11 protein-coding genes and 1 tRNA gene are annotated in these 12,284 nt (G+C 68.6%); 4 read left to right on the top strand and 8 right to left on the bottom strand.

The genetic code is table 11. From position 1 onward, the window contains the following. Positions 1-55: 55 nt before the first annotated feature. Together ABTW65_RS10415 and ABTW65_RS10410 are read right to left on the bottom strand one after the other, a co-directional pair. The gene (locus ABTW65_RS10415; RefSeq protein WP_350659990.1) at positions 56-1,909 is read right to left on the bottom strand and encodes an acyl-CoA dehydrogenase; all 1,854 of its coding nucleotides are present in this window, start codon (positions 1,907-1,909) and stop codon (positions 56-58) included. Positions 1,910-2,029: 120 nt separating this feature from the next. Next, the gene (locus ABTW65_RS10410; RefSeq protein ID WP_350659989.1) at positions 2,030-3,271 is read right to left on the bottom strand and encodes an MFS transporter; all 1,242 of its coding nucleotides are present in this window, start codon (positions 3,269-3,271) and stop codon (positions 2,030-2,032) included. A 71-nt stretch (positions 3,272-3,342) separates the two neighbouring features. Here ABTW65_RS10410 and ABTW65_RS10405 point away from each other — a divergent pair, with 71 nt between their 5' ends. After that, the gene (locus ABTW65_RS10405; protein WP_350659988.1) at positions 3,343-3,798 is read left to right on the top strand and encodes a nuclear transport factor 2 family protein; all 456 of its coding nucleotides are present in this window, start codon (positions 3,343-3,345) and stop codon (positions 3,796-3,798) included. 71 nt (positions 3,799-3,869) lie between these two features. Here ABTW65_RS10405 and ABTW65_RS10400 read toward each other — a convergent pair whose 3' ends face one another. From ABTW65_RS10400 to ABTW65_RS10380, 5 genes are all read right to left on the bottom strand, one after another. Further along, the gene (locus ABTW65_RS10400; protein WP_350659987.1) at positions 3,870-4,898 is read right to left on the bottom strand and encodes a calcium-binding protein; all 1,029 of its coding nucleotides are present in this window, start codon (positions 4,896-4,898) and stop codon (positions 3,870-3,872) included. A 158-nt stretch (positions 4,899-5,056) separates the two neighbouring features. Further along, positions 5,057-5,689 carry a DUF2461 domain-containing protein gene (locus ABTW65_RS10395; RefSeq protein WP_350659986.1) on the bottom strand — a complete coding sequence of 211 codons (633 nt, stop codon included), beginning with the start codon at positions 5,687-5,689 and terminating at the stop codon, positions 5,057-5,059. Between the two features lie 35 nt (positions 5,690-5,724). Then, a complete protein-coding gene (locus ABTW65_RS10390) occupies positions 5,725-7,101 on the bottom strand; it encodes a class-II fumarase/aspartase family protein (RefSeq protein WP_350659985.1) in 1,377 nt (458 codons plus the stop codon). 159 nt (positions 7,102-7,260) lie between these two features. Next, a tRNA-Gly gene (locus ABTW65_RS10385) sits at positions 7,261-7,336 on the bottom strand. Positions 7,337-7,385: 49 nt separating this feature from the next. Continuing rightward, positions 7,386-8,168, bottom strand: a complete 783-nt coding sequence (locus tag ABTW65_RS10380; RefSeq protein WP_350659983.1) for an SGNH/GDSL hydrolase family protein — start codon at positions 8,166-8,168, stop codon at positions 7,386-7,388. A 37-nt stretch (positions 8,169-8,205) separates the two neighbouring features. Here ABTW65_RS10380 and dcd point away from each other — a divergent pair, with 37 nt between their 5' ends. Further along, a complete protein-coding gene (dcd, locus tag ABTW65_RS10375; RefSeq protein WP_141794788.1) occupies positions 8,206-8,781 on the top strand; it encodes a dCTP deaminase in 576 nt (191 codons plus the stop codon). A gap of 7 nt (positions 8,782-8,788) precedes the next feature. Further along, on the top strand, positions 8,789-9,754 hold the full coding sequence (locus ABTW65_RS10370; protein ID WP_350659982.1) for a serine/threonine-protein kinase: 966 nt from the start codon (positions 8,789-8,791) through the stop codon (positions 9,752-9,754). Here the strand turns inward: ABTW65_RS10370 and ABTW65_RS10365 are convergent. Further along, positions 9,751-11,697: a vWA domain-containing protein gene (locus ABTW65_RS10365; RefSeq protein WP_350659981.1), complete on the bottom strand. Its 1,947-nt coding sequence runs from the start codon at positions 11,695-11,697 to the stop codon at positions 9,751-9,753. The two genes, ABTW65_RS10370 and ABTW65_RS10365, sit on opposite strands and share 4 nt — an antisense overlap. Positions 11,698-11,776: 79 nt before the next feature. Here ABTW65_RS10365 and ABTW65_RS10360 point away from each other — a divergent pair, with 79 nt between their 5' ends. Further along, positions 11,777-12,280 (top strand): DNA-binding protein, encoded by a 504-nt coding sequence (locus ABTW65_RS10360; protein WP_350659980.1) that lies wholly within the window; start codon positions 11,777-11,779, stop codon positions 12,278-12,280. Positions 12,281-12,284: the final 4 nt, after the last annotated feature.

The raw sequence follows: 12,284 nt of genomic DNA, 5'->3' as shown, positions 1-12,284 counted from the left end.
GCACCGCGGCCCGCCCGGAGAACCGGGCGGGCCGCAGCGTACGAACGGATCAGAGTCAGAAAGCGGACTCGGGCAGATCCATGATCGAGTTGTCGATCGCCTCGGCGATGGCCCGCTCAGCGGTCAGCTTCGGCAGGTTGTAGGAGGCGAAGAACTTCGCGGCGGCGACCTTGCCGGTGTAGAAGTCCGTGTCCTTGCCGGCGTCGCCGGCCAGGGCGGCGAGAGCGATCTCGGCCTGGCGCAGCAGCAGCCACGCGACGACGACGTCGCCGACGGCGAGCAGCAGGCGCGAGGTGTTCTGGGCGACCTTGTAGATGTTGGTGATCTCCTCCTGGGAGGCCATCAGGTCGTTGAACATGTGCCCGACGATCGCGTTGACGTCCTCGAGCGCGGTCGCGAGCAGGGCACGCGACTCCTTGAGCTCGGCGGAGCCCTCGGCGTCGAGGAAGGCCTGGATCTCTCCGGCGATCTGGCCGAGCGCGGCGCCCTGGTTCTTCACGATCTTGCGGAAGAAGAAGTCCTGGCCCTGGATCGCGGTCGTGCCCTCGTAGATCGAGTCGATCTTGGCGTCGCGGACGTACTGCTCGATCGGGTACTCCTGCAGGAAGCCCGACCCACCGAAGGTCTGCAGCGACTCGGTGCCGAGCAGCACCCAGGCGCGCTCGGAGCCGTAGCCCTTGACGATCGGCAGCAGCAGGTCGTTGACCGCGGCGGCCAGCTTGTTCTCGTCGGAGCCGTCCTCGGTGAGGACGACCTTCTCCTGCCACGAGGTCGTGTAGTAGACCAGCGCGCGCATGCCCTCGGCGAACGACTTCTGCACCAGCAGCGAGCGGCGTACGTCGGGGTGGTGGGTGATCGTGACGCGCGGGTCCGTCTTGCCGGCGGCGACGAGGTCGGCGCCCTGGACGCGGGTCTTGGCGTACTCGAGAGCGTTCAGGTAGCCGGTCGAGAGGGTCGCGATCGCCTTGGTGCCGACCATCATCCGAGCGTTCTCGATGACGTCGAACATCTGGCGGATGCCGTCGTGGACCTCGCCGAGCAGCCAGCCCTTGGCGGGCTCGCCGCCGCCGACCTGCGGGTCGCCGAAGGTGAGCTCGCAGGTGTTGGACACCTTGATGCCCATCTTGTGCTCGACGTTGGTGACGTACGCACCGTTGCGCTCGCCGGTGAGCTCACCGGTCTCGTGGTCGAAGTGGTACTTCGGCACGAGGAAGAGCGAGAGGCCCTTGGTGCCCGGGCCACCGACGCCCTCGACGCCCTTCGGGCGGGCGAGGACGAGGTGCATGATGTTCTCCTGCAGGTCCGACTCAGCGCTGGTGATGAAGCGCTTGACGCCGGTGATGTTCCAGGAGCCGTCCTCGTTGGGCGTGGCGAAGGTCTTGCCGGCGCCGACGTCGGAGCCCGCGTCGGGCTCGGTCAGCACCATGGTGGAGCCCCACAGCTTCTCGACCATGAACTTGGCGATGCGCTTGTCGCGCTCGTTGCCGTTCTCGAAGACGACCTTCGAGAAGAACGGGCCGGCGGCGTACATCCAGATCGCCGGGTTGGCACCGAGCAGCATCTCGGCGGTCGCCCATACGAGCGAGTTCGGGGCCACCTGGCCGCCGATCTCCTCGGGAGTGTGCAGGCTCCAGAAGCCCGACTCCATCCACGCGTCGTACGACTTCTTGAACGCGGCCGGGACCGGCGCAGTGTTGGTCTTGGGGTCGAAGACCGGCGGATTGCGGTCGGCCTCGACGAACGACTCCGCGAGATCCTCGCGCGAGAGACGCTCGACCTCGGCGAGGATCTCCCTCGCGGTGTCGACGTCCAGGTCCGCGAAGGGACCGGTGCCGAGGACCTTGTCGGTGCCGAAGACCTCGAACAGGTTGAACTCGATGTCGCGGAGATTGCTCTTGTAGTGGCTCACTGATCCACCTTCATAACCTTTGTCGGATTTACCAGTTGCGGGAGCGCCGGTCGGCACGCACTACTGGCGGGTAACATTAAGAATAGGCTCGCTCTCGAGGGGTGGCAAGCCCGGGGCTACTCACAGGTAGGGTTCTTCGTCACAGCGCTCCGCCAGGGAAGCAGTCCAGAGGAGAGCAGAAGTACGCCTCCGGCCACCGCGATCGCGGTCCGAGGGCTCGTCGCCGCGGCCAGTGCGCCGGCCGCCAGGACGCCGACGGGCTGGGCGACCTTCATCGTGATCGACCATGCCGCCTGCACCCGGGCCATGTGATCGTCGGCGGTCTCGCGCATCCTGTAGGTGGCGAACGTCGGGTTGAAGACCCCGGCGCAGAGGATCAGCCCGAAGTTGGCGGCGGTGAACCACACGAAGCCGACCGGCCCGCTCGGGGTGAAGGCGATCGGGATGGTCCAGAGGGGTCCGGGCGACCCCGGACCCGAGCAGCACCGCCCGCTCGCCGAGCCGGTTCGTGAGGCGAGGTGCGCACATGGCGCCGAGGATGCCGCCGAGGCAGGGCAGACCCATGGCGACGCCGTACATCCACGGCTCCATGCCGAGCACCCGCAGCGTCAGCACCGTCTGCAGCGGGCTGGTCGCGATCACGCACGAGCCGAAGAGGGCGGCGTTCAGGAAGAGTGCGCGCAGGTCGCGACGGGCGAGGATGTAGCTCCAGCCGGCGGTCACCTCGGCCAGCCAGTGCTGCGGCTTCCTCGTCGGCGGTTGCGGCTCCGGCGTACGGATCGAGCGGATGCCGAGCGCCGAGAGCAGGTACGTCATTGCGTCGACGAGCACGGTCAGCGTCGGCCCGAACGCCGAGACCAGCGCGCCGCCGACCGGCGGGCCCGCGGTGAAGGTGGTCCAGAACGTCGTCTCCAGCCGGCTGGTCGCGGCCAGCCTCGCCTCCGGGCTGACCAGCGCCTTCAGGTGTGCGCCGGAGGCCGCGGTGAAGGCGAGCTCGCAGGTCGCGGCGAGGACGCCGACGACGCACAGGTGGGCGTAGGTGAGCATGTCGAAGACCCCCGCCGCGGGGATGCTGAGCATCGCCGCGAACCGGATCAGGTCGGCGCCGATCATCGTCGGTCGCTTGTACCGGTACTCGATCCACGGCCCCAGCCGGATCCCCGCCGCCGCGGCCGCGAACCCGGACAACGCCGCCAGCAGCGACACCTGGAACGTGGAGGAGTCGAGGACCAGCACCGCGACCAGCGGCAGCGCGCCGTACGCGATGGTCGACCCGGCCTGGCTCGTCGCCGTGGCCAGCCAGAGCCGGTCGAAGTCCCGCCCGGGTGCCGCAGTCCCGCGAGCGGTCTCCGAGACGGTCACCCGGTGACCCTATCCGGCGGGACTCGGCGATCAGGTAGAACACGTTCCAGTTTCGGCGTACGATCTGGCGCATGATCTCCTCCGACGCCATCACCTGGAACGCCCCCGACGACGAACACCCCGCACGTACGGCCGGGCAACGCTCCTACGCTGCCGTCGCCAAGGGCGACCTCGACGAGTGGCTGACGATCTACGCCGAGGACTGCGTGCTCGAGGACCCGGTCGGGCCGTCGATGTTCGACCCCGAGGGCAAGGGCCACCACGGTCACGAGGGCCTCAAGGCGTTCTGGGAGAAGGCCATCGCCTCGGTCCACACGTTCGAGTTCGAGATCAACGACTCCTTCGCCAACCCCGGCGGCAACACCTGCGCCAACATCGGCAAGATCAAGACGTCGTTCCCCGACGGCAGCTACACCACCACCGAGCTGATCATGGTCTACACCGTCAACGACGAGGGCCGCATCAAGTCTATGAAGGCCTTCTGGGAGCCCGAGCGCACGATGGCGAGCTTCACTGCGGCGGGCTGAGCGCACGAGTGGGCGAAAGCGGTAGCCGATCCAGTCCAGAACCTGCCACTTTCGCCCACTCGCAGAATCGATCAGATCGTCGGATAGGCGGTGCCCACCGGCGGGTACGACTGCAGACCGCCGATTGTCACGCAGGAGTACGTGGCGCCGGCCCAGGGCTCGGGCGCGCAACGGTCCTTTCCGGACTGGCCTCTGACGACATCGGCGTCGGCGCCGCCGACAAGTTGATCCCGGTCGTCCCCGCCGAAGATGCGGTCCCGCCCTTCGCCACCCGCGATCGAGTCGCGTCCGATGCCGCCGACCACGTAGTCGCTGCCGCCGTAACCCTTGATCCAGTCCGGCCCGCTGCCACCGTAGAGACCGTCGTTGCCCGACTGGCCGCTGATGCTGTCGGGCCCGGTCCCGCCGTACGCCTGGTCGGCGCCGCTGCCGCTGTAGACGCCGTCGCTCCCGCTCCCGCCGTAGAGTCGGTCGTCGCCGCTGTCGCCGTGGACGTAATCGTTGCCGAGACCGCCGGACACGGCATCGCTCCCGGCCGAGCCGAAGACGTTGTCGGATCCGCCTTCGCCATAGACGCGGTCGTTGCCTCCCTGGCCCTCGATGAGGTCGTTGCCGTCGCCACCGTAAAGCGTGTCCCCGGCGTCGGTCCCGCTGGCCGAGGAGATGCCTGGGGCGTAATGGCCATGGATTCGGTCATTGCTGCCGAGCCCCCAGATGACGTCCGAACCGGAGCCTCCGCGGAGATCGTCTCCTCCGGACGTGCCGTGGATCCGGTCGTTGCCCGATCCGCCGTCGGCCTGGCGGGACCAGATCTCATCGTTGCCGCCCTGCCCGAAGACGTAGTACGCCGCACTGATCTTGTCGTCGCCCTCGCCGCCGCAGACGACGTCGTTGGAGTCGGCGTGGATGGTGTCATTGCCCGGCGTGCCGAGGATGACGTCCTCGAAGGAGGAGGTCTGGGGCTGCTGGCCCCGGTTCATGTCGATGGTGACCGGCGAGCCGCCGCAGGTCGAGGCTGCGGTGCCGGGGCCGGCGGTCACAAGAATCGCCGGGATGATCAGGAGCGATGCTGCGCCGGCGAGGGGGATAGTGGTACGCACGGCGCACACCGTAGTGGGTATGTCGTGGTCGCGCCTGGGTATTTCATCGGTCAGTGCACTTTCCCGCCATGGAGGGATTCGGGCGACCGGAGAGCGCTATCCCGCCGTCACTTTCCCGCCATGGCGGGAAAGTGCTCCGCCCAGGTTTCGAGGGCAGCTCAGGCGATCGCGTGCTCGGCGATCCACTCGACCAGAGGACGTACGGCTCGCCAGTCCTTCTTCACCTCGCCGACGAGGTCGGGGGCGTGGATGATCGGCTCGAATCCGATGGTGCGGCCGAGGTGGATCGACTTGTAGCGGAGGAGCTCGATCTTGGGGTGGTCCTTGTCGAAGCCGCGCGGAGCGGTCTTGAGGCGGTCGCCGGTGACCTCGTACCCCTTCTTCTCCGCGACTGCGAGGCGTTTCTCCAGGTCAGCGCCGTAGTGGTCGTGGACGATGGCGTCGCGAAAGGCGGCCAGCCGGGGCGGCTCGAACCAGTAGCAGCCACCACCGGTGCGGATGCCGCGGGGCGAGACCTCGACGTAGTAGCCGGTCTGCGGCGCCACGGCCACGAAGGCTCCCTGGTGGGTTTTGTACGGGAGCTTGTCCTTCGAGAAACGTACGTCGCGGTAGGGCCGGAAGATCTTGGCGCTGCCGAACTCCTCGGCGAGCTCGTCGGTCAGCGCCTTCATCGGCGCGTGGACCGACTCCTTGTAGACGTGCTTGTGGGCTTCCCAGAACGACTTGGTGTTGTCGACCTCGAGGTCGTCGTAGAAGTCGAGCGCTGCAACGGGGAAACCTTCGAAAGCCACGTACGCAGCCTATCGACGTCCGTGGAACCCCAGCCTCAGACGGCGGGGATCTGGATGCCGTCGGCCACCCGGCGGGCGTGCTCGGCCATCGCGCGGGCGATGTTGGCGGACTCGCCGAGGTGGCGGCACGGGTCGAGCAGATCGGAGATCTCGCTGCGAGTGAAGTGCTCGGAGACCTCGGGCGAATCGGCGAGGAGCGAGGCGAAGTCGATGTCGTCGACCGCGGAGCGCTGAGCCAGCTCGAAGACGACGTCGTGGGCGACCTGGCGGCCGATGCGCTCGCCGAGCTCGAGCATCAGCGACTCGGACCCGATGAGGCCGCCGGAGAGAGCCAGGTTGGCGCGCATCCGGTCCTCGTCGAAGGTCAGGCCGGTGAAGATGACCACGAGCCTGGCGAGTACGTCGCCGGCCAAGCGCGACGCCTGCGCGACGGCGTCCTCGAGGATGCCGGTCATGGCGCCGTTGGCCTCGTGGTCGTGCAGCATCGACTCCATCGCCGGGGCGACGAGCCCGCGCAGCTGGGTGGCGGCGGTGATGACGTCGAGGGTGAGCTGCGGGTTGCGCTTGTGGGGCATCGTCGAGGAGCCGATGGTGCCCTCGGGGATCGGCTCGAAGGCCTCCCCGAACTCGGGCTGCATCATCGAGTAGACGTCCTTGCCGATCTTGCCGGCGGTGCCACCGAGCATGCCCAGGATCGAGACCCACTCGACCATGCCGTCGTTGATCGCGCGCGAGGGGACCGGCATCGAGCCCATGTCGAGCCGGGAGGCCGTCTCGGTCTCGATGGCGCGGGCGTGGGAGCCGAAGGAGGCCATGGTGCCGGCCGCGCCGCCCATGAGCAGCCGGAAGACACGGTCCTCGACCGAGCGGAGCCGGTCGACGTGGGAGGCGATCTCGTCGATCCAGATGGCGACCTTGAAGCCGAAGGTGATCGGGACCGCGTGCTGGGAGTGCGTACGCCCCGGCATCGGCACCTCGGCGCCGGCCTCGGCGACCTTCGACAGCGAGCGCAGCAGGTCGCCGAGCAGGTCGAGGATCTTGTCGTGCGCCTGGCGCAGCAGGATCAGGTCGGCGGTCTGGGTGATGTTCTGCGTGGTCGCGCCCCAGTGGACCCAGCCGCCGTGCTTCGCGCCGACGACCCGGCAGAGCTCCTCGACCAGCGGCGTCAGCGGGTGGCTGTGCTCGGCGGTCGCCTTCTCGATGCGGTCCAGGTCGAGCTTGTCCAGGTCGGCGGCCTCGGCGATCGCCTCGCCGGCCTCGGCGGGGATCACCTTCACGGCCGCTTCGGCGCCGGCGAGGGCCGCCTCGACGTCGAGTCGTGCCTGGAGGCGTGCCTCGTAGGTGAAGAGATCTCCGATGCCGTGGTCGGGGACTCGTCCGTCGGTGAATCGGCTGCTCGAGCCCGCGGGCATGTCGAGTGATCCTTTACGTGTCGTTCACACAATGATTGGAAAACAGAAACCCAATCTTAATGGACGCAAGCCGCAAACACCCGCGATCGTGTGCTGCGTCACTTGGATCGTGCAAGTGAACTGAAACAGGCCGTGCCAAACGGCACGGCCCGCCTTCATTGGAGCGGACGACGAGATTCGAACTCGCGACATCAACCTTGGGAAGGTTGCGCTCTACCAACTGAGCTACGTCCGCAGGTGCGACCAGGATGTTACCCCACACGCCCGGCCAGGTGTGAAACCGGTCAGGAAAGTCGCGTCATCTGGGGATAGCGGGCCGACAACCCGTCGCCGGCGGGGCCGCGGAGCATTCGACGTACGGCCCAGGGGAGTGCTCGAGCAGCGAGCCGCCTGACCTCGCGGATGGGGCCACCGACGCTCGGTTCCTCGATGACGACCAGCGGTTTCGGGGTGGGGAGGTGGTGGCGTACGCCGAGGGTGTCGAGGACCTTGATCGCCATCAGCTGGTGGCCGGGGGAGCCCAGGAAGCCGTGGCCGTCCCAGTAGCCGGCGTCGTCGTACTCGGTCATCCGCCAGAAGTCGACCAGCGTCGCACCGCGCCGCTGGGCGATCTCGCGGACGGCCTCGTTGTAGACCGCGAAGCGTCCGCGGAGCAGCCGCCCGACGGTCGACGCCCGCGCGCCGTACGCGGTGAAGACGAGCACCTTCGCGCCGCTGTCGACGAGCTGCTCGATCGCCGACTCGTAGGTCACGAGCAGGGCGTCGATGTCGACGTGCGGCCACATCAGGTCGACCGATCCGCCGTAGATCGTCACCACGTCCGGCTCGAGCGCGATCGCCGCCGCGACCTGCTCCTTGACGATCCGGTCGATCCCTCGGCCGCGGACGGCGAGATTGGCGTAGGTGAACTCGGGGGTCCGCTCGGCCATCACCTCGGCGACCCGATCGGCCCAGCCGCGTACGCCGTTCGGGCGACGTGCGTCGGCGTCGCCGACGCCCTCGGTGAAGGAGTCGCCGAGCGCGACGTACCGGCGGTAGCCGCCGGGAATCAGCGCATCCAGTGCCATGGCTCTGATTCAACCGGATTTGGACTAGGTTTGGCTCGTGCTGCTGAGCGACAAGGACATCCTGACCGAGATCCACGACGGAAGGATCGTCATCGACCCCTGGGACGAGTCGATGCTGCAGCCGTCGTCCGTCGACGTACGCCTGGACCGGTTCTTCCGGGTCTTCGACAACCACAAGTACGCCACGATCGACCCGGCCGTGGACCAGTCCGAGCTCACCCGGCAGATCGAGACCGAGGGGGATGAGCCGTTCATCCTGCACCCGGGCGAGTTCGTGCTCGGGTCGACGTACGAGACGGTCAGCCTGCCCGACGACATCGCGGCGCGCGTGGAAGGGAAGAGCTCACTCGGGCGGCTCGGGCTGCTCACCCACGCCACCGCCGGCTTCGTCGACCCGGGCTTCTCCGGCCACGTGACGCTCGAGCTGGCCAACGTCGCGACGCTGCCGATCAAGCTCTACCCAGGCATGAAGATCGGTCAGTACTGCTTCTTCAGGCTCACCTCGCCCGCCCAGAACCCCTACGGCAGCGAGAAGTACGGGAGCCGCTACCAGGGCCAGCGCGGCCCGACCGCCTCGCGCAGCTTCCAGAGCTTCCACCGCACCAAGATCTGAGCGGCCGGTGGGCGAGGTCTTCGCGGGGCGCTACGAGCTGCTGGAGCCCATCGCGGAGGGAGGGATGGGCGCGGTCTGGCAGGTCCAGGACCGCCGCGAGGGCGACATCAAGGCCGCCAAGCTGCTGCGTCAGCGCGATGCCTCCTCCCTGCTCCGGTTCATCCGCGAGCAGGCCACCCGGATCCACCACCCGCACGTCGTGACCCCGCTCGGCTGGGCCGGTGAGGACGACAACGTGCTGTTCACGATGCCGCTGCTGCGAGGTGGCTCGGTCGCCATGCTGCTGGGCGACTACGGCGCTCTCTCCGAGCAGTGGGTCGTCGCGATCCTCGACCAGACGCTGTCGGGTCTCGAGGCTGTGCACGCCGCCGGCGTGGTGCACCGCGACGTGAAGCCGGGCAACCTGCTGCTGGAGGTGACCGGCGCGGGCGTCCCGCATGTGCGGCTCTCCGACTTCGGCGTGGCCGTGCCCACCGACCAGCCGCGGCTCACCGAGGCGAACGTGACGATCGGTACGCCGGGCTACATGGCGCCTGACCAGGGCTTCGACCCCGACCCTCGCGACGACCTCTACGCCACCGCGGTCACCGGTCTGCATCTGCTGACCGGGACGAGGCCGCCGCACGATGCTGCGTACGTGCCATCGACTCCGCTGGGGCAGCTGCTGCTGCGCGCGGTCGGCGAGGATCGCGCCGCCCGGCCGCAGTCCGCCGGGGAGTTCCGGCAGCTGCTCGCTCAAGCCGTGCCTGCGCGGCCGTGGGAGCCGGGGGAGGCCGAGGTCCTGGACCAGTACGCCGCCGGCCGCATGTCGTCGCCACCACCTCCGCCTCCTCCACCGACGCCTCGGGACACTCGCGAGAAGACCGCGATGCGGCGTACGAAACAGCACGACGACCGGCCGGTGTGGCCGATCGTCGTGCTGGCGCTCGCCGGGGTTCTGCTGCTGGCGGGCAGTGCCTTCCTGCTGAGCTAGGCCCGCCGCCTCCGGATCAGCAGCACGGCCGCCGCGGCGAGCGCGACGATCCCGAGCCCGGCTCCGCCGATGCCGGCGACCAGCTTGATGGTGTCGACCGACGACTTGCCGCCGTTCTCGCCCTTGCCGGTCCCGTCGGTCGCCTCCTGCGCGCGGGAGCCACCCGAGCCGTCCGAGTCCTCGGTGCCTTCGGCCGAGTTCAGGTTGAGATCGGCGGTCGGCGCGGACAGCCCGGAGACCTTCTCGTAGTCGGGTTCACCCTCGCCCTCGTCGCCGACGGTGTCGATGGTGAGGGTGTAGGGCACGTTGATGTTCTCGTCGAGGCCGTATTGCACCCGGACGTAGTGGACGCCCGGCAGCCCGGTCGAGGCCTCCGCGTCGGCGTAGTCGAAGCGGTTGCGGTAGGCGACGACGTTGGACAGGGTGCCGGTCCGCCAGGCGTCCGGGCAGTTTTGCAGCAGGCCCGTGGTGCACCAGCTCTCCGGCGACTTGCTGCCGAGGTCGACTGTGGCCTCGCCGCCGAGGGGCCCGATGACGTCGAGCTCGATGCCGGCTCCGACGCCCCACTCGCGGCGGATCTCCTCGGTCAGCCTGGCGTCGAACTGGGCCTGAAGGTGCTGGCCGAAGCCGACCGGGACGCCGATGACCTGGTTCTCGCCGGGGTTGATGTCGAAGGAGTAGGTGCCGGCTTCGACGATCGGTGCGTTGGCGATCGCGCTGCCCGGAACCATGCCGGTCGTCGGCTCGCCCGGCGTCAGCTCGGTCCACGTCGGCGGGTCGGGCTGGGCAGGCAGGGCATCGAGGGCTGCCGCGCTGACCGGCGGCTCCTCGTAGACCATCAGCTGGACCTGCTTTCCGGCGATGGCGCCGGTGTCCTTGCCTCCCGACTTGGTGTCGAAGAAGAGCTCGTCGGCGGTGTTGCACGGCGCCTCAGGGTCGGTGTCCGCGCTGTGGGTCGAGCCGAAGATCAGCCGGTTGCCGTCGCCGTGCGTCGTGCTCTGCACGACCGCCCGCCGGCACTGCCTGAGCTCGCCGTTCTCGTCCTCGACGCTGATCTGCGCGTTGAGGTTGCTGACCAGATCCTCGGACTCGCCCTCGAAGATCAGGCCGAAATGCACGGTGGTGCCTGGCGCGGTGCGCTCGAAGCGGTAGTAGCGCTCGCCGCGGGTCTGGATCGTGTCCAGATACTGCCCCGCCTTCACGACGGGTGCGGCGGTCGCGTCAGGGGTGCCCTTCACCGGGGCGCCGGTGAACTCGAACGGCCGCAGCGCCCGCTGCGAGGCGCCCGAGATCGACTCGCCGATGCCCTCGGCATCGTCGGCGTCGTAGTAGGTGCCGTTGCCCTTCTCGGCGATGCACTCCAGCTGCCTGCGCGCCTTGCCCGAGACCGAGAGACCGACGACGTCGATCTGCAGGTCGATGCCCTGATCGGCGATGGCCTGCGCTGCCGGGCACGGGTCGCCGCAGGTCGACTCCCCGTCGGAGACGAGGACGATCGACCGCTTGCCTTCGGACCCGATGTCCTCGGCGGCGCGCTCCAGGGCGACCGGGATCGGGGTCTCGCCATAGGGCTTGTAACCGCTCACCGCCGACCTCAGGTCGTCGCGGTTGCCGGTGCCGGGCTCGACGACCAGCTGGGTGTCCTCGCAGGCGCCCTTCTGCTTGCGTCCGAACACCTTCGCGCCGAAGACCCGCATGCCCACGTCGGCGCTCTCGGGCAGATCGTCGATCACGGTGCCGAGCGCCTGCTTGGCCGCCTGGATCTTGGTGGTGCCTCCGCCGGCCGGCTCCTTCATCGAGCCGGAGGAGTCGAGCACCAGGATCATCCGGCCGTACGTGCCCTGGTTCTGCTCCTCGGCGGCAGCGGGGGCGGCACCGGTGCCGGCCACGGCCACGGTGAGGACCCCGGCAAGGCCGGTGGCGATGACAAGTCCTGTTCGCATGAGTCGCACCCTATGTTCACTAACGTATACGCCGCAAGTACGTTTGCAAATCTTCTGTCTACGTGTGTAGATTGCCGGCATGGGGGTCGAGGAGAACATCCAGCAGCAGCGCGAGCTGTACGGCGAGCCGCTCGGTGAGCTGGTGCGCCGCGCGACCGCTCCGCTGGGTCTCACCCAGGCGACCACTGCCAAGGTGCTCGGTCTCAGCCCGGCGATGCTGTCGCACCTGATGACCGGGCAGCGGGTCAAGATCGCCAACCCGATCGCGCTCGGACGCCTGCACGCGCTGATCGACCTCGGTGCCAGTGCGGGCGGCCTCACCACCTCTCAGATCAACGAGCGGCTCGACGAGATCCGTGAGCTCTCCTCGGAGCTGACCACCGGCTCCAGGGCCGTGGCTGTCGAGGGTGGCGCGGCGGTGCGCGGCGTACTGCGCGCGGTGGCGTCCGGTCGCGAGCTCCAGCAGGCCGTCGACGCCCTGCGCGAGGTCGCCCCCGGTCTGGCTGAGGTGCTCCAGATCTACGGCTCCGGAACCGACGAGGAGATTCGTGCTCATTTCGCTTCCGTCCGTCACCTGCTCTGAGGAA

This window comes from Nocardioides sp. NPDC127503 (assembly GCF_040302165.1).
Classification (GTDB): Bacteria; Actinomycetota; Actinomycetes; order Propionibacteriales; family Nocardioidaceae; genus Nocardioides.
This window is presented reverse-complemented; position numbering and strand designations above follow the sequence as displayed.